The sequence below is a fragment of the Paraburkholderia lebeckiae genome (genome assembly GCF_050436225.1).
Classification (GTDB): domain Bacteria; phylum Pseudomonadota; class Gammaproteobacteria; order Burkholderiales; family Burkholderiaceae; genus Paraburkholderia; species Paraburkholderia tuberum.
This window is the reverse complement of record NZ_JBNDLU010000003.1, coordinates 661,469-677,603: the sequence shown is the minus strand read 5'-3', so window position 1 is coordinate 677,603 and position 16,135 is coordinate 661,469. Positions and strand designations below refer to the sequence as shown.

General features: G+C 63.1%; 16 protein-coding genes and 1 pseudogene. 6 read left to right on the top strand and 11 right to left on the bottom strand.

What is annotated here, in order from left to right; translation table 11 throughout:
- Positions 1 to 33: 33 nt before the first annotated feature.
- From OKW45_RS37890 to OKW45_RS37870, 5 genes are all read right to left on the bottom strand, one after another.
- Positions 34 to 1,035: an Ldh family oxidoreductase gene (locus OKW45_RS37890; RefSeq protein ID WP_018422896.1), complete on the bottom strand. Its 1,002-nt coding sequence runs from the start codon at positions 1,033 to 1,035 to the stop codon at positions 34 to 36.
- On the bottom strand, positions 1,032 to 2,033 hold the full coding sequence (locus OKW45_RS37885) for a hydroxyacid dehydrogenase (protein WP_429473812.1): 1,002 nt from the start codon (positions 2,031 to 2,033) through the stop codon (positions 1,032 to 1,034). The genes OKW45_RS37890 and OKW45_RS37885 overlap by 4 nt, the downstream gene beginning before the upstream one ends.
- Positions 2,030 to 3,364, bottom strand: a complete 1,335-nt coding sequence (gene dctA / locus OKW45_RS37880) for a C4-dicarboxylate transporter DctA (protein ID WP_018422894.1) — start codon at positions 3,362 to 3,364, stop codon at positions 2,030 to 2,032. The genes OKW45_RS37885 and dctA overlap by 4 nt, the downstream gene beginning before the upstream one ends.
- A 227-nt stretch (positions 3,365 to 3,591) precedes the next feature.
- Positions 3,592 to 4,767: a UxaA family hydrolase gene (locus OKW45_RS37875; RefSeq protein WP_018422893.1), complete on the bottom strand. Its 1,176-nt coding sequence runs from the start codon at positions 4,765 to 4,767 to the stop codon at positions 3,592 to 3,594.
- 83 nt (positions 4,768 to 4,850) lie between these two features.
- A complete protein-coding gene (locus tag OKW45_RS37870) occupies positions 4,851 to 5,120 on the bottom strand; it encodes a UxaA family hydrolase (RefSeq protein WP_018422892.1) in 270 nt (89 codons plus the stop codon).
- Between the two features lie 254 nt (positions 5,121 to 5,374).
- On the opposite strand from OKW45_RS37870, the gene OKW45_RS37865 reads away from it, so the two are divergent.
- The 6 genes and pseudogenes from OKW45_RS37865 (at position 5,375) to OKW45_RS37840 (ending at position 11,107) form a co-directional block, all read left to right on the top strand.
- On the top strand, positions 5,375 to 6,160 hold the full coding sequence (locus OKW45_RS37865) for a GntR family transcriptional regulator (RefSeq protein WP_429473811.1): 786 nt from the start codon (positions 5,375 to 5,377) through the stop codon (positions 6,158 to 6,160).
- Between the two features lie 351 nt (positions 6,161 to 6,511).
- Positions 6,512 to 7,396, top strand: a pseudogene (locus OKW45_RS37860) (ABC transporter substrate-binding protein); the annotation flags it as partial.
- A 315-nt stretch (positions 7,397 to 7,711) separates the two neighbouring features.
- Positions 7,712 to 8,470 carry an ABC transporter ATP-binding protein gene (locus OKW45_RS37855; protein ID WP_018422889.1) on the top strand — a complete coding sequence of 253 codons (759 nt, stop codon included), beginning with the start codon at positions 7,712 to 7,714 and terminating at the stop codon, positions 8,468 to 8,470.
- The gene (locus OKW45_RS37850) at positions 8,463 to 9,383 is read left to right on the top strand and encodes an ABC transporter permease (protein WP_429473810.1); all 921 of its coding nucleotides are present in this window, start codon (positions 8,463 to 8,465) and stop codon (positions 9,381 to 9,383) included. Before OKW45_RS37855 ends, OKW45_RS37850 begins: the two co-directional genes overlap by 8 nt.
- A 28-nt stretch (positions 9,384 to 9,411) precedes the next feature.
- Positions 9,412 to 10,164 (top strand): sulfite exporter TauE/SafE family protein, encoded by a 753-nt coding sequence (locus tag OKW45_RS37845; protein ID WP_018422887.1) that lies wholly within the window; start codon positions 9,412 to 9,414, stop codon positions 10,162 to 10,164.
- Positions 10,165 to 10,198: 34 nt separating this feature from the next.
- On the top strand, positions 10,199 to 11,107 hold the full coding sequence (locus OKW45_RS37840; protein WP_018422886.1) for a LysR substrate-binding domain-containing protein: 909 nt from the start codon (positions 10,199 to 10,201) through the stop codon (positions 11,105 to 11,107).
- Here the strand turns inward: OKW45_RS37840 and OKW45_RS37835 are convergent.
- Genes OKW45_RS37835 through OKW45_RS37810 form a run of 6 tightly spaced genes read right to left on the bottom strand, consistent with a single transcriptional unit; the run spans position 11,047 to position 15,866 of the window.
- The gene (locus tag OKW45_RS37835) at positions 11,047 to 12,798 is read right to left on the bottom strand and encodes an L-aspartate oxidase (protein ID WP_429473809.1); all 1,752 of its coding nucleotides are present in this window, start codon (positions 12,796 to 12,798) and stop codon (positions 11,047 to 11,049) included. The two genes, OKW45_RS37840 and OKW45_RS37835, sit on opposite strands and share 61 nt — an antisense overlap.
- A 34-nt stretch (positions 12,799 to 12,832) precedes the next feature.
- Positions 12,833 to 13,444, bottom strand: a complete 612-nt coding sequence (locus tag OKW45_RS37830; protein ID WP_184043520.1) for a FumA C-terminus/TtdB family hydratase beta subunit — start codon at positions 13,442 to 13,444, stop codon at positions 12,833 to 12,835.
- A 46-nt stretch (positions 13,445 to 13,490) separates the two neighbouring features.
- Complete coding sequence (locus tag OKW45_RS37825; RefSeq protein WP_429473808.1) at positions 13,491 to 14,360, bottom strand: fumarate hydratase; 870 nt, start codon at positions 14,358 to 14,360, stop codon at positions 13,491 to 13,493.
- A 29-nt stretch (positions 14,361 to 14,389) separates the two neighbouring features.
- On the bottom strand, positions 14,390 to 14,809 hold the full coding sequence (gene sdhC / locus OKW45_RS37820) for a succinate dehydrogenase, cytochrome b556 subunit (protein ID WP_429473807.1): 420 nt from the start codon (positions 14,807 to 14,809) through the stop codon (positions 14,390 to 14,392).
- Positions 14,806 to 15,138 (bottom strand): succinate dehydrogenase/fumarate reductase transmembrane subunit, encoded by a 333-nt coding sequence (locus tag OKW45_RS37815; protein WP_018422881.1) that lies wholly within the window; start codon positions 15,136 to 15,138, stop codon positions 14,806 to 14,808. The genes sdhC and OKW45_RS37815 overlap by 4 nt, the downstream gene beginning before the upstream one ends.
- On the bottom strand, positions 15,135 to 15,866 hold the full coding sequence (locus tag OKW45_RS37810; protein ID WP_429474042.1) for a succinate dehydrogenase/fumarate reductase iron-sulfur subunit: 732 nt from the start codon (positions 15,864 to 15,866) through the stop codon (positions 15,135 to 15,137). Before OKW45_RS37810 ends, OKW45_RS37815 begins: the two co-directional genes overlap by 4 nt.
- Positions 15,867 to 16,135: the final 269 nt, after the last annotated feature.

The window sequence follows — 16,135 nt, the reverse complement described above, 5'->3', positions numbered from 1 at the left end:
AGTGCGCCTGGTTCCTTTCGGCGCATTCGCGCATCACGCGACCAATGTCTGCAACTGTGTGAGCAGCGCATCGGGAATCTCGATTCCATCGCGGCTTGCCGCGTCGGCCAACGCATGCCGCCGTTGCCCTGGCAAACGGACATCCGCATCCTGCAACATCGCCGCGACAAGCGCCTCGACCCGTTCTACGTATATCTCATTGCCCGCCAGCGCGCCCGGATCGATGGCCCAGAACAGATGGCCGATCCGCGAGCGTGCCCCTTCCTCGGTCAGGAACGATCCCGCTTCATAGCCGAAGTTCGCGCCCGCCAGCGCCGCCGCCAGCAGTTCGACCATCAGCGCGAGCATCGCGCCTTTCGCGCCGCCGAACGGCAGCATCATGCCGTCGAGCGCCGCCTTGGCGTCGGTGGTCGGCGTACCGTCACGGGCGGTCGCCCAGCCGGACGGTATGGGCTTGTCATCGCGCGCCGCAACCATGATCTTGCCGCGCGCCACTTGCGACAGCGACAGGTCGACTATCAATGCGTCGCCATTGCGGCGCGGAAACACGGCGGCAATGGGATTGGTGCCGAATAGCGCATGACGCCCGCCCCACGCGGGCATCGCCGCCGGGGAATTGCTGAACGCAAGGCCCACCATGCCCGCCGCGCCGATCGCCTCCAGGTGATATGCGCCGACGCCGAAATGATGGCTGCGGGTCACGCTCGCCACTGCGCTGCCGTGTTCGCGCGCCCGGCCGATCAAGGTCTCGACAGCAAGCGCGCAGGCGGGAAACGCCATGCCATCGGCGGCATCGACGAGCACGGCGGCGTTGCGCGTCGCAACAATGGAGGGCTTCGCCTGCGGATCGACGCGCCCGTTGCGCAACTGCGCGACGTACATCGGCAAACGCGAAACACCGTGCGACGACAACCCGCACGAGTCCGCATACACCAACGCGCGGGCCGTGGCCGTCGCGGTCTCCGGCGTTGCGCCCGCGTTGCGGACGGCGCGCGTCGCGAGTTCGAGCAGTTCGTCGGCTGAGACTCGCGTCATCGTGAAATTCCTTCGGTCACGTGTGAATCACGCTGCGCAAGCAGGGCCTCCGTCACGCGCGCCGCAACGAGCGTGCTGACACGTTCGTTCGACTGCATGGTCAGCCCCGCAATGTGCGGCGTGAGAATGAGGTTTGGTGCGTCGGCCAGCGGGGAACGGGCGGCGAGCGGCTCATCGTCGAAAACGTCGAGCGCCGCGCCGCCAATGCGGCCTTCGCGCAACGCCAAGGCAAGCGCCGCTTCATCGACGATCCCGCCGCGCGACGTGTTGACGATAATCGCGTGGCGCTTCAGCGCCGCGAGTTGCGATGCGCCGAGCAGATTGCGCGTGCTGTCGACGAGCGGCACATGCAGCGTGATCACATCGGCGGCACGCCACGCTTCGTCGATGGTCACGCGGCGTGCGCCGGTCGCGGCCCAGCACGCCGCGTCGGCCGGCTGCAGCGGATCGTAGGCGACCACCTGCATGCCCAGCGCGCGCGCGAGCTGCGCAACGAGTTGCCCGATGCCGCCGAAGCCGATTACGGCAAGCGTGCTACCCGCCGCTTCGCGGCCATTCGAAAGCGCCGCGCGCGGCCATTTGCCCGCCGCGACCTCCATGCTGCAACGGTATGCACCGCGCAGCAGCATCAGTGCCGTGGCGAGCACGTACTCGGCCACCGCGCGTGCATTCGCACCCGTCGCCGGGAACACCGATACGTTGCGTTGCGCGCATGCGTCCAGATCGATGTTGTCGAGTCCGACGCCCAGACGCCCGACTACGCTCAGACGCGGCGCGGCATCGAGCAGCGCGGCCCTTACCTGCGTGCGATTGCGCACGATCAGCGCGTCGGCATCGGCCAGCAACGCGTTCAACGCAACGGGTTGATCGACAAGCGACGCATCGGCATGCACGTCGAAGTGCTCGCTGAGCGCTGCGACTGCGGAAGGGTCGATGAATTCGCTGATGACGATCTTCTTGCGCGTCGCGCGCGGATTCGTATTCAGGTTCGTGCTCAATTCGAGCGCTCCTGTACATATGCGGGCGGCGCCATGTCGTTGACATCGCTTGCGTTCGCTTGCGGCTCGCCGCGTTGAACTTCCGGCGGCGCGGCCAGCAGTTTGCGCGCGGCCTGCACATCGAATGCGCCTTCCCAGCGGGCGACGACAATCGTCGCCACCGCATTGCCGATCATGTTCACGATCGCGCGAATCTCGTTGAGCACGCGATCGATCCCGAGTATCAGCGTAATGCCCGCAACCGGAATGATGTTGTGCGTCGACAGTGTCGCCGTCAGTGCGACCAGCGCCGCACCCGCCACGCCCGCGCCGCCCTTTGACGTCACCATCAATATCGCCAGCAGCCCGATCTGTTGCAGTAACGTGAGATGGGTATTGGTGGCCTGCGCGATGAAGAGCGAGGTCATCGTCAGATAGATCGCAGCGCCGTCGAGGTTGAACGAATAGCCCGTCGGCAGCACGAGCCCGACTACCGGCTTCGGACACCCAAGCCGTTCGAGCTTTTCCATCAAACGAGGCAACACCGATTCCGTTGTAGACGTGCCCAATACGATCAGCAGTTCCTCACGCAGATACTTGAGCAGCGGCCACAACCCCACGCCCGCCCAGCGGCAGATCGTGCCCAGCACCAGGGCGATGAAGAGAATGCTCGTCAGATAGAAGCACACGATCAACAGACCGAGTTGCTGCAGCGTCGAAATGCCATATTTTCCGACTGTGAACGCCATCGCGCCGAACGCGCCAAGGGGAGCCAGGCGCATGATCATTTCGACGATCCGCATCAGCGCTTCGCCGCTCTGTTCGATCACGCGCGACAGGAAGCGGCTGCGCCGCGACATGATCGATAGCGCGATGCCGAACAACACCGAGAACAGCAACACCTGCAACAGATCGCCCCGCGCGAACGCGCCCACGACCGAATTCGGCACGATCTCTTCGAGGAAGCTGGTGTTCGACTGCGCGTGAACTTCCGTCACGTAATGGCTGACTGCTTGCGTATCGAGCGTCTTCGGATCGATGTTCAGCCCAGAGCCGGGGTGCAGCAGATTGGCGACGACAAGGCCGATGACGAGCGCCACCGTCGTCACCGCTTCGAAGTACACGATGGTTTTGAGGCCGACGCGCCCGACCTGCTTGAGATTCTCCATCCGCGCGATGCCGACGGAGACGGTACAGAAGATCACCAGCGTGATCAGCATCTTGATGAGCCGGATAAAGGTATCACCGAACGGCTTCATCTGGACGCCGAGATCCGGCCAGAAATAACCGACGAGAATGCCTGCCGCAAGTCCGATCAGAACCTGCACGTAAAGATGTTTTAGCACGCGCAAGATGGTGTCTCCTCCACTCGCTGCTGCTGGAAAATGGAACAGCGCCGTGCGGCGCGTGCCGGGCTTCCTGGGCCCGAGACGTCACGCGTGCGCGCGCTGCTGCGAAAACTCCATTGAATACAGGGGATCCGAAGCTGACGCGAAGCTAACTGTCATCGCAGCCGTCTCCGCGATCAGGATTCACGCGCTATGCAGCGCGGCCCGTCGCGAGGACGGGCCCGGAGAAATTACGCGCTTTCGAACAGGCGCGTCAACACGAACTCGCGGTGGCCCAGCGCTTCCGCCGACGTAAAGCGCCCGTTCGCGGTGCGCAGCATCGATTCCAGCAGTTTGTCGCCAGCCTGATCGAGATTCTGTTCGCGCTGCAACAGTCCCGACACATCCACGTCGATATGCTCGCTCATCGTGCGCACCGTACGCGGGTTCGCGCAAATCTTGATGACAGGCACGATCGGATTGCCGATCACGTTCCCCTGCCCGGTCGGGAAGAAATGCACGGCAAAGCCCGACGCGGCGCACAGCGTAACCATCTCGGCCGCGGCTGACGACGAATCCATGAACCACAAGCCCGGCCCCGTCGGTTCCTCGGCCTTGTCGAGCACGCCGTCGACTCTGCACTTCTTGCCGATCTTCTGGATATTGCCCAGCGCTTTTTCTTCGATGGTCGTCAGGCCGCCCGCGATGTTGCCTTTGGTCGGCTGCGACTCCGACAGATCGTCGGTCTTCCAGCGATTGATCATGTCCTGATAGCGGTCGAACATGAACTGGAAGCGCTCGCGCACCTGGTCGTTCGCGCAACGCGCGGCAACGATCTGCTCGCCGCCCGTGAGTTCGGACGTCTCGCCGAAGACGAGCGTCGTGCCCAACCCGTAGAGCTTGTCGAACGCATTGCCGACAGTCGGGTTCGCGCCGCAGCCGGACGTGGTATCGGATTCGCCGCACTTCGTGGATACCCACAGGTCCGAAATCGGGCATTCTTCGCGATCGAGAGACGTGGCGTACTGCACCATCTCTTTCGCGGTTTTCGACGCACGCATGATCGTATCGTGATCGCCATGCAGTTCGATGCCGAAGCCCATCACCGGCTTGCCTGACTTCGCAATGCCGTCTACGACACGTTTGGTCCAGCCTTCCTCGATCCCGATCACGACGACCGCCGCGACATTCGGGTTGCAGCCGGCGCCGATCAGCGTGCGGAAGTGCAGATCGAGGTCGGCGCCGAACTGCAGGCGGCCGTATGGATGCGGTAGCGCCATCGTGCCTTTGATGGCCGTTTCGACGGCCAGCGCGGCGGCGTTCGACAAATCGTCGACGGGCAGGATGATCACATGGTTACGCACGCCGACGCGTCCATTGGAACGGCGAAACCCGCGGAAAGTGGTGTTCTGGTCAATCACGCTCATGGTGGCTCTCTTCGATCTGGCTCTGTTGAGTGGGGAAGCTCGCTCGCAATGACGATGCGCGAGCTGGTCGATCCTCGCGCCGGCTACCAGCGCTTCGTCTTGATGTTGTGAACATGCGCATGTTCACCCGCGCGGATCGGCGCAACGACCTTGCCGATGTCCACGCCGTACTTGAACACCGTGTCGCCGACCGCCATGTCTTTCAGCGCCACCTTGTGACCGATCGGAATGTTCTGTTTCGCCGAGATCGTCACGAGCTCGTCGTCGTCCATGATCCACGCGTTCAACTGGGTCCCCGCCTTGATGCCTTCGACAACCGCCACACCGACGGTGTCTTTCGCTTCGTGCAGCACGATATGAATCGTTTTGCGGTCTGACAAAGGGCTGGCGGAAGATTCTTCACCGGATTGTTGCGGTGCACCTGCTGCGGTGTGGCTCATCAGTTGTCTCCAGTCTGTTGGTACGGTTTGGTTCGCCTGCGTGAACCCATCTTAGGCGGCACATTTGCATATGTCAACCATATCATCTATATGTGTTTGATGAACCGTATGAAGTAGAATCAATTGAAAGACAGCAGCAATGAAGATGCAACGACAGGATGAGATCGATGAATACGTTGACGACAGGTATCAATCTACCGAACGATGCGGCCACCACGCCGGCAATCGGCGGCACGCGCTACAAGGAAGTGAAGAATGCGATGCTGGCCGCGCTGGCCGCGCACGAATGGAAGGGCGGCGAAACGATTCCTTCGGAAAAGCGGCTGGCCGAACGCTTCGGCGTATCGATCGGCACGCTGCGCAAGGCAATCGACGAACTGGTGGCCGACAACATTCTGGTGCGGCATCAGGGGCTCGGTACTTTCGTCGCGCAACATCAGCGTGATCGTCATTTCTTCCGCTTCTTCCGCATCGTCCGCCAGGACGGCGACAAGACCTACCCGACCGTAACGCTCGTGCAGTTCAGGAAGGCCAAGGCTACGCGCGATATCGCGACGCTGCTGAAAGTCGAAACGGGCGCGCGCGTGTTCACGTTCATCAACCGTCTGGCGCTGCATGGCGAAACGGTGATGATCGACAACATCACCGTACCCGAGGCGCGTTTTCCGGGCCTGACGGAAGCCGCGCTGCGCAGCCGGCCGAGCACGCTGTACAACTTCTATCAGGATGCGTTCAACATCAACGTGCTCGGCACCGAGGAACGCGTGCGCGTCGCGGTAGCCAATGAACTCGAAAGCAAGCTGCTGGAAGTGCCGCACGGCACGCCGCTTCTTGAAGTGCGGCGCGTCGCGTATTCGTATCATCAGGCGCCCGTCGAAGTGCGGATCTCGCATGCGAACACCGCACGCCACGAATACGTCGGTGCTTCGGCATCGCACGAAGAGCCGCTCTGACAAGGCCAGAAGCAAGGCGCGGTGCGCAGCGCCAAAAGCCGCCGGCCGCGCGCCGCACATGTCACGTTTTCCCGCATTTGCAATCAACAGCACGATCACCTACACTCGCTACTCATACAGATGAGTTAAATCACACGGCGCTGAATTCGCTGAATGCCACAGTCACCGAAGCAAGGCATTTCACGCGCAATCCGGTTGCCCACAACACACCATCTGTGAACCTGATTCCGGCCGCGTCGCGCAAACCGTTTTGTCGCGAGCAGGCCGGCAACAAGGAGACACTCACGATGCGTACCCCGCCTCATTGTCATCCCGCTCATGTCCTTCATGTCGCGCCTTGCCGCGTGACGCATGCGTTGCACCGGCCGCAGCCACGCGAGACCGAATAAGCACACGCAGCCCCCACCCATCCGGTTTATCCGGTGTCGCATTTCAACAGATTGGCCGTGCCGTTCCTGTCGCAAGGAGTGTCCAGCAATGAGCCTTCGTAAAGTTGCCGTATTTCTCTCAACGCTGCTCGCTCTCGGCGCAGCTCTCACCAGTGCGCCCGCCCGCGCCGAACTGTCGGAGATCCGGATCGCGCGCCAATACGGCGTCAGCTATTTGCCGCTGATGCTGATGCAGGATCAGAAGCTGCTCGAAAAGCACGCCGCGCAACTGGGCGTGCCGAATCTGAAAGTGTCATGGGTCGAATTCGCGGGCGGCAACGTGATGAACGACGCGCTGCTGTCCGATTCGTTGCAGATCGCCTCAGGCGGCGTCGCGCCGCTCGTGCTGCTGTGGGCGCGTACGCGCGGCACGCCCGTCGAGGTCAAGGCGCTGTCGGCGATCAATTCGATGCCGCTGCTGTTGAACACCAACAATCCGACGGTGAAAACGTTGAAAGACTTCACCGGCAAGGACAAGATCGCGCTGCCCGCAGCGAAGGTGTCGATCCAGGCAATCACGTTGCAAATGGCCGCGGAAAAGGCCTTCGGCGCCGGCAACCAGGGGCAGCTCGATAAATACACTGTCTCGCTGGCTCATCCCGATGCGCAGCAGGCGCTGCTGTCGGGCAATAGCGAAGTGACCGCGCATTTCGGCTCGCCGCCTTTTCAGGAACAGGAATTGGCCCACCCTGGCGTGCGCACCGTTGTGAATTCGTATGACATTCTGGGCGGCAAGTCGACATTCAATCTGGTCTGGTGCATGACGAAGTTCTATCAACAGAATCCGAAACTCGTGCAAGCCTTCATGGCCGCGCTCGACGATGCCGAAGCGCAGATCACCAGGGACAAGCACGCGGCCGCACTCGCCTACCTGCGCATCAGCAAGGACAAGAGCAATGTCGCCGACATCGAAAAGATGATTTCGTCGCCCGATGTCGCCTTCACGACCACGCCCGAAAACACGGTCAAATACGCGGATTTCATGGCACGCACGGGCCTGATCAAGACCAAACCCCGCCTCGTGGAAGGACATGTTCTTTCCGACCGCCCAATCGCTTCAAGGGAGTTGATCATGCACCGCACGCGTGCTGGAGCCACCCGCGCCACATCCTCGCCGAGCGGCATGCCGTTACTGGATGTCGCCGGCGTAACGCTGCAATACAAGACGCCGCGGCATCTCGTGATGGCAACGTATCGCGTCGACTTTCAGGTATTCGAAGGCGACCGTTTCGTTTTGCTTGGGCCATCGGGTTGCGGGAAATCGACGTTGCTCAAGAGCGTCGGCGGCTATCTGCTGCCGACGGAAGGTTCGATCACGCTGAAGGGCAAGACGGTGACGAAGCCGGGCCCCGACCGGATGATGGTCTTTCAGGAATTCGACCAGTTGCTGCCGTGGAAGACGGTCAAGCAGAACGTGATGTTTCCGCTGCTCGCTTCGCACCGGCTGTCGGCGAGCGAAGCGGAACAGCGCGCGATGCATTACATCGACAAGGTCAACCTCACGAAATTCTCGGACAGCCATCCGCATACGTTATCGGGCGGCATGAAGCAGCGCGTGGCGATTGCGCGCGGCATGGCGATGGAACCGGACATCCTGCTGATGGACGAGCCGTTCGCCGCACTCGATGCGCTCACGCGCCGCAAGATGCAGGACGAACTGCTGACGCTATGGCAGGAAACGCGCTTCACCGTGCTATTCGTCACGCATTCGATTCCGGAAGCGATCAAGGTCGGCAGCCGGATTCTGTTGCTGTCGCCGCACCCGGGGCAGGTCAAGGCAGAACTCGATACGGCGGCGGCAGGTGAATCCGCTGCCACGCTCGAAAAACGCATCCAGCACATGCTGTTCGAAGACGAAATCCACGAGGCAGAGAATGTCTGACGCTACCGCACACGGTTCCGCATCCGTCCATCCGCCCCATGACGACATGATCACGCGCGCGCCGCGCGGCGAGATCATTCGCGAACCCAGCGATGCACAGCATTTCAGCGTCGTCGAAAAGCCGCTGTCACTGTTCGAGCGCCTGTACAACCAGAGCTGGCTGCGCAAGTTCCTGATCCTCGCGCTGCTCGCGCTGGTCTGGGAAGGCTACGGACGCTGGCTCAACAATCCGTTGCTGTTTCCCACTTTCAGCGCGACCGTCGACGCGTTCTGCACGAGCATCGCAAACGGCGAACTGCCCGGCAAGGCATGGGCGTCGATCCACGTATTGCTGCTCGGCTACGGCTGCGGTCTGCTGCTGGCCGCGTTGCTGACGGCCGCCGCGATCACGTCGCGCATCGGCACGGACTTTCTCGAAACGATGACGTCGATGCTCAACCCGCTGCCCGCCATCGCGCTGCTGCCGCTCGCGCTGATCTGGTTCGGGCTCGGCAACGGCAGCCTGATCTTCGTGCTCGTGCATTCGGTGACATGGTCGGTCGCGTTGAATACGCACTCGGGCTTTCTGTCGGTGAGCAACACGCTGAAAATGGTCGGGCGCAACTATGGGTTGCGCGGCGGGCGCTACGTCGCCGCGATTCTGGTGCCCGCTGCGTTCCCGAGCATTCTGACCGGCCTGAAGATCGGCTGGGCCTTCGCGTGGCGCACGCTGATCGCGGCGGAACTCGTGTTCGGCGTGAGTTCGGGTTCCGGCGGCCTCGGCTGGTTCATCTACGAAAACAAGAACCTGCTCGACATCGCGAACGTGTTCGCGGGTCTGTTCACGGTGATTCTGATTGGCCTCGCCGTCGAAAACCTGATCTTCCGCGTACTCGAACGCCATACGGTGCAACGCTGGGGCATGCAGTCGTGAAGCATGGCGTGCACGCACGGGAGGCTCGTTGCTAAGCGCCGACATCGCGCTGCTGGTGATTGGAGGCAGCGCGGTCGCGGGCTTCGTGTCGGGGCTGGCGGGATTTGCGTTCGGTCTCGTCGCGATGGTGTTCTGGGCATGGGCGCTGCCGCCGCAAGCGATCGGGCCGATGCTCGTGGTCGGCTCGCTGGTCGGACAGATGCTAACCGTGCATACGGTGCGCTCGCAGATACGGCCGAAGATCATCGGTCCATTCATCGCAGGAGGCATTGTCGGCGTGCCGATCGGCGCGACGCTGCTGCCGTTCATCGATCCCGTCGGCTTTCGGATCGGTGCCGGTCTGCTGATGATCGTCTATTGCGGCGTGATGCTCGCCGCGAAAGATCTGCCGACGGTGACGGCAGGCGGTGCCTGGGCGGACGGCGGCGTCGGTGTGGTCGGCGGCATTCTGGGCGGCATTGCGGGGCTCGTCGGTCCGGCACCGACCATATGGTGCATGCTGCGCGGTCACAACAAAGATACGCAGCGCGCGATCTGCCAAAGCTTTTTCATCGCGATGCAATCGCTGACGCTCGTCACGTATGCACTGACGGGCCTGATCGGCAAGCAGACGCTAGTACTCTTCGCCTGGATGCTGCCGTCGTCGCTGCTGTTTGCGTGGCTCGGCTCACGGCTTTATCGGCGTCTGTCGGACACCGCGTTTCGCCGGGTGCTGCTTGCGCTGCTGTTCGCTTCGGGCGTGGCGCTGCTGGGTTCATCGCTTGTTCACGCGATAAAGTAATGCCGATGCGGCAACGTCAAACGGAGTGAGCGTCATGAGTGCGATTCGCTATTTCGTCACGTTTCTGTCCGTCGCGCGCCACGGCTCGTTCGCCGCAGCCGCCGACGAAGTGTGTCTCACGCAGGCCGCCGTGAGCCTGCAGATGCGTTCACTGGAACGCGATCTCGACATGGTGCTGTTCGAACGGAGCGCGCGCTCGGTCGCGTTGAGCGAACAGGGACGCACGATCGTGCCGCTCGCCGAAACGCTGGTCGCCGACTATCGGCGGATTCTGGCCACGGCGGGCCGCGACGAACTGGCCGGCGTCGTGCGGGTCGGCGCGCTGGTGTCGTCGCTGATGGGCGCGTTCGCCGATGCGATGCTGAATCTGAAACGCCGCTACCCGCGCCTCGAACTGAAGCTTTTCACGGGCCTGTCGAGTGACTTCACGGTACGCGTGGAAAACGGAGAGCTCGACGCCGCCATCGTCACGCAGTCGCCCACCGGCTTTCCCGCCGCGTTGAAGTGGACAGTGCTGTATCACGAGCCGATGGTGCTGATCTCGTCGGCTGAAAATCCGCGCGCTCACGTCGACACGCTGCTTCGTGAGCCGTTCATCCGTTTCGACCGGCAGACGTGGACAGGCATGCTGATCGACGACGCGCTGCGCGGCCTCGACGCTTCCGTGCACGACATCATGGAGCTGAACTCGCTCGAATCGATCTGCGAAATGGTGAAGCGCGGTTTCGGCGTTTCGGTAGTGCCGCGTCTCGCGAATGCGAACTGGAATCACGAATCAGGGCTGCGCGTGACCGAGTTGCCCGAGCGGATCGCGCCGCGCCGCGTCGGCCTGCTGGAACGGCGCGAACACGGACGCGAAGCGTTCACGGCCGCCGTGAAGCGTCACTTCACGACGGCGGCCGACGTTTCCGCCAGTGGCAATGATTCGTCGAGCAGCGACTGACCAGGCTTCACGCGCGTGAACTGCACGCGCCGGCGGCTGGTTTCGAAGGCGTTCTGCTGAAGCCGCAGGCATACATACTCGGATGTGTCCAGATCTCCGGCGTCGGGAAAGTCTTCGCGGAAATGCGCGCCGCGCGAATTCTCGCGCAGCAACGCCGACTCGGTGATCGCGCGGCTAACGAGCGTCAGGTTGTGCAGGTTCATCCAGTCGTGCCACGACAGGTTGAAGCGCAGATCGCGTCCATCGACACCCGTGCGGTCCAGCCGTTCGCCGATGTCGATCAATGCGCTTCTCGCGCGCAGCAAGCCCTGCCCGTCGCGCAGGATGCCGACGTCGCGCCACATCAACTCGTACAGGTCGTCGCGTATCGATTCGAGATCGCCCGCAGGCTGGCCGAGCGGCCGCGTGCAACGTTCGATGGCGCGCTCGATCTGACTGGCATCGGCGGTGGCGAGGCGCCCATGGCGCGGCACCCAGCGCGCGAGCGTCTCACCCGCAATGCCGCCGAACACCGTCGAATTCGCGACGCCGTTGCCGCCCAGCCGGTTCGCGCCGTGCACGCCGCCCGCATCCTCGCCCGCGACGAAGAGGCCCGGCAGCGTCGTCGAACAGTCGGTCTCGAACATCACGCCGCCCATCATGTAGTGCGCGGTCGGCACCACTTCGACCTGGCCGCCCGCCAGATCGAAGCCGCAATCCGCGCAGCGTTCGACCATGCCCTTGAAACGCTGGCGCACGCTGTCGGGCCCGAGATGATCCATGCGCAGATAGACGCCGCCGTTCGGCGTCGTGTTGCCCGCGCGCAGTTCACGGTAAATGCTGCGCGAGACGATGTCGCGCGTCGCGCGCTCGCCGCGCGGATCGTAGCGGTGCATAAAGCGCTCGCCGTCGCCCGTCAGCAGATAGCCGCCCGCGCCGCGCAGCCCTTCTTCGAGCACGGTGCCCGTCATGCGCGTATGAGTGCCCGCCAGCAAGCCCGTCGGGTGGAACTGCACCATCTCCATGTCGCGCAACGTGAGTCCGGCACGCAGCGCCATCGCCATGCCGTCGCAACTCTTGTCTCCGCTCGGCGTGTGGTACTTGTACATCGTGGGGCCGCCGCCCGTCGCGAGCAGCACGGCCTTCGCGCGCACGAAGACGAATTCGCCGCTGCGAATGTCGATCATCAGCACGCCGGCCAGTGCGCTGCCGTCTTCGGACTCGATGAATTCCACCGCGCGATGTTCTTCGAGCCGCTCGATCCCGCGCGCCCACACCTGTTCGGCAAGCCGGTTGATGATCTCGATGCCAGTCTGATCGCCCTTGTGCACCGTGCGGTCGAAGGTTTGCCCGGCGAATGCCTTCTGCTTCAGCGTGCCGTCCGGGTTGCGGTCGAAGAAGCAGCCCAGTTCGTTTTCGAGTTCGTTTATCCGCTCGACCGCGCGTGTCACCAGCGTCCACGCGAGTTCCTGGTTCGACAGCCATTTGCCGCCTTCGATCGTATCCATGAAGTGACGTTCGATCGAATCGCCCTGTGCTAGCGCGACGTTATAGCCGCCCTGCACCATGCGCGTACAGCCGCATTTGCCGAGCAATCCTTTCACGGCGATCGTGATGCGCAACTGCGGCGCGTCGGCCTGCGCATGCAGCGCGGCAAACAGGCCCGCGCCGCCGCTGCCGAGAATCAGGATGTCGGTATCCACGTGCTTCATGGTCGGTTCCCGTGATGAACGACGCTGCGTTCGTTCAGCTTCTGATGCCCAGCGACGCGAGCACCGCTTCGCGCCGCTCACGCGTGCTCTGCTGGACCTTCGTGTAGACGCTGCCGCCGTGACTATCCATCGCGACGAGCAGCGGGCCGAATTCGCCGATCCTGAAGCGCCATAGCGATTCGGGGTTCAGGTCGTCGAGATCGACGTCTTCGATCTGTTCGATCCATGTCGTCTCCAGCGCCGCCGTGCCGCCGACGATCGCGAGATACACGCCGCCGTATTTTGCGAACGCATCGCTCGACGCCTGCCCGAGCCCGCCCTTGCCGATCACGATGCGCACGCCGTACTGCGCCATCAGCGCCGCGGTGAAGCGCTCCATGCGTGCGGACGTCGTCGTGCCGACGCAGACGGGCTCGTAGCCCGCCGGATGTGCGTCCGAGCGTGGCACTTTGCGCACGTTCGGCGCGGTGTGAATCACCGCATGGCCGCGCAGATCGAAGCGAGTCGTGCGGCCACGGTCGAACATATGGATCTGCGTGGCGTCGCGGATGCCGAACAGCGTGCCTGTCAACGTAACGGTATCGCCCGTGCGCAACGCGCGAATCTGCGCTTCGCTAGCGGGCATGGACAGCGTGTGATGAGTCATCGATCGTTCCTTGACGGTGTGCGTGCCGATGCGGACAGCCCGCGTGTCAGTAGCCGTACTCGACGCCCGCCGGCGTCAGCGTGGCGCGCGCGCGGCGGGCCGAATGACATTGCATGTTCACGGCAACCGGATTCATCGTGATATGCGTCGCCGCCAGTTCGAGGTGGACCGCGAACGATGTCGCGTCGCCGCCGAGCCCCTGCGGGCCGACGCCCAGGCGGTTCACCGCTGCCGACAATTGCTCCTCCAGCGCGGCCGCCGCCGGATCGTCGCAATGCGTACCGAGCGCGCGCGTCGCGGCACGCTTGGCGAGCCACACGCACAGATCCGATGTACCGCCGATGCCCACGCCTACAATCGTCGGCGGACACGTCTTGCCGCCCGCATCGACCACGCAGTCGATCACGAAGCGTTTGATCGCGTCGACACCTTCCGCCGGAATCGCCATTTTCAGAAACGAGTTGTTTTCCGAACCGCTGCCCTTCGGAATCATTTCGATCACGAGCGTGTCGGCTGTCGAGTCGAAGTCGATATGGATCGCGGGCATCAGCACGCCGCAAGACGAATGTTCGTTTTTCCGCGTCAACGGATGCACGACCGACGAGCGCAATGGATGCTCGCGCGTGGCCCGTTCGCAGCCGCGCCGGATCGCTGCTTTCAACGCGATGCCGTCGAGCGCGAGGCCCGTGCCGATCGTCACGTTGTAGATCGGCAGCCCGGTGTCCTGGCACAGCAGGTTGTCCTGATCTTCGGCAATCGCGATATTGGTGCGCATTGTGCCCAGCACGCGGCGCGCGGTGTCGTCGGTTTCAGCGCGTTCGAGGCGCGCGATACCGTCCTTGATGTCGGGCGGCAAATGCTTCAGCGCGCGTATGTACAACTGCTTCGCGACCTCTTCGATCTGCTGCATGTCCATTGATGAATCTCCGTCGGGGGACCGTGCGTTCACGACGTGAGCGACAGCGCGAACGCCAGCCCGATGACCAATGCGCCGCCCGCTGTCGCCGCGATCAGGTTCTTGCGCAAACCGCTCCATGGCCGGTATTCGATGAGCAGAATGCGCACGCCGCCGAACAGATGCGCGGCCAGCAACGTGACGAGGCCCCACTCGGCGAATATGAAGGCGGGTTGCCTCGTCACGGCGAGAAACGACTCGAACGATGCTGCGCTGTGCAAAGCGGTGCCGAGCGCCCAGAAGTGCAGCGGCAGAAAGAAGGCGAGCGCGAGTCCGGACAGACGGTGCACAAGAAAGGCCCACCACGCGGGATGGTTGCGCGCGCGCGAGTCGGCGCGCCGGCCAGGGGTGCGGTGTCCGGCGTGGTTCGTGTCTGTTGCTGGTTTCGCTGTGCGTGCCATGTCGCTCATTGCGGCCCTCCTACCAGCGCGAAGACCGCGCGCAGACCGGCGATCGCCAATGCAATGCCGACGATCACGCTCGCCACCCCGACGCTGCGCCCGCGCCAGCCGAGCCACTCCTCGGCGATCCTTCGCAACCCGACAGGCACATGCGCGGACGACGCAAGCACGAACACTGAATAGAACACCGCCCACGCCGTATTGCCGTGCAGACGCGCGATCACGTTCGCCGCGCTCAGCCCGCCATGCACCACGATAATCATGGTGACAAGATGGACGGCCACGCATAAGGTCAGCACCATCGCCGACAGGCGCTGCAACTGCCAGCCGCTCATCATCGCGGTTCTCCTTTCGGCGCATGGCCGCGAAGCCGTTTCAGGCCAGCAATGCTGGCCGTCGGCTGCAGCGACTTGGGACACCGTTCGGTACACGAGCCGAGCGTATGGCACGAATGACAGCCTGCGTCGTTGGAGACGGCTGCGACGCGGGTTTGCTGCTGGATGTCGCGTACGTCGTTGACGAGCGTCCACGCACGATTGAGCGCGGCGGGTCCAAGATAGTCGGGGTTCCATGCGACAACGTCGCAGCTCGCATAACAGACACCGCAGCCGATGCATTCAATCCCCGCGTCGGCCGCCTTGCGTTCGGCGGAGGCGGGATCGACGCAAGTGGCAGGTTCGTTACGCGTGTGCTCGCCCTTGAAATAGCCCTTCGCGTCGCGCCATTTGTCGAAGAAGGCGGTCATATCCGTCGCCAGATCCTTGATGACGGGCAGATGATTGAGAGGCGCGATTTCGAGCACGCCACCGGCGTGCTTCATGACCTTGGTGACGTGCGTGCGGCAGGTCCATCGCGCGCGGCCGTTGACGGTCATTGCGCATGAACCGCACATGCCGACCCGGCACGCAAAGCGATAGGACAGCGTCGCATCCAGATGGCGCTGGATGTGGATCACCACGTCGAGCACGGTCTGACTTTCCATGCGCGGCACGTCGAAGCGCTGAAAGCTGCCTTCCTCGTTACCGCGCCAGACGTCGACCTTGAGTTGCGGGGGAGTGGTTCGCATCGTGACCGTTGAGGTTCGAATGATTGCGAAGCAGTCTAAGGGGCGCGCGCCGCCCGTCAAAGCCAAAGATTCTTGTTGCAACCTCAAGGTTTTTTTATGCTCGCGGGCGTGCGAGTGCCTGTGAGAACGCTTGAGAGCCATTCTGGCGGAGCAGCCAACTCCAACCGCTGCCCGCAAAGCCTCGCCAGGTTTGACTCCCGCCATTACGGCCCGTCCTGTCCCCACGATCCTACCCAAGGTTTTGCGCTAACACACTGGATCAGGCCTCA

What these genes read in the sequence shown, in the direction of transcription:
- OKW45_RS37825 (WP_429473808.1), bottom strand. Translation starts at nt 14,360, where the DNA reads ATGGACATGCAGCAGATCGAAGAGGTCGCGAAGCAGTTGTACATACGC.
- sdhC (WP_429473807.1), bottom strand. Translation starts at nt 14,809, where the DNA reads ATGAGCGACATGGCACGCACAGCGAAACCAGCAACAGACACGAACCAC.
- OKW45_RS37865 (WP_429473811.1), top strand. Translation starts at nt 5,375, where the DNA reads ATGAATACGTTGACGACAGGTATCAATCTACCGAACGATGCGGCCACC.
- OKW45_RS37875 (WP_018422893.1), bottom strand. Translation starts at nt 4,767, where the DNA reads ATGAGCGTGATTGACCAGAACACCACTTTCCGCGGGTTTCGCCGTTCC.
- OKW45_RS37810 (WP_429474042.1), bottom strand. Translation starts at nt 15,866, where the DNA reads ATGCGAACCACTCCCCCGCAACTCAAGGTCGACGTCTGGCGCGGTAAC.
- OKW45_RS37855 (WP_018422889.1), top strand. Translation starts at nt 7,712, where the DNA reads ATGCCGTTACTGGATGTCGCCGGCGTAACGCTGCAATACAAGACGCCG.
- OKW45_RS37850 (WP_429473810.1), top strand. Translation starts at nt 8,463, where the DNA reads ATGTCTGACGCTACCGCACACGGTTCCGCATCCGTCCATCCGCCCCAT.
- OKW45_RS37890 (WP_018422896.1), bottom strand. Translation starts at nt 1,035, where the DNA reads ATGACGCGAGTCTCAGCCGACGAACTGCTCGAACTCGCGACGCGCGCC.
- OKW45_RS37815 (WP_018422881.1), bottom strand. Translation starts at nt 15,138, where the DNA reads ATGATGAGCGGCTGGCAGTTGCAGCGCCTGTCGGCGATGGTGCTGACC.
- OKW45_RS37835 (WP_429473809.1), bottom strand. Translation starts at nt 12,798, where the DNA reads ATGAAGCACGTGGATACCGACATCCTGATTCTCGGCAGCGGCGGCGCG.
- OKW45_RS37830 (WP_184043520.1), bottom strand. Translation starts at nt 13,444, where the DNA reads ATGACTCATCACACGCTGTCCATGCCCGCTAGCGAAGCGCAGATTCGC.
- OKW45_RS37840 (WP_018422886.1), top strand. Translation starts at nt 10,199, where the DNA reads ATGAGTGCGATTCGCTATTTCGTCACGTTTCTGTCCGTCGCGCGCCAC.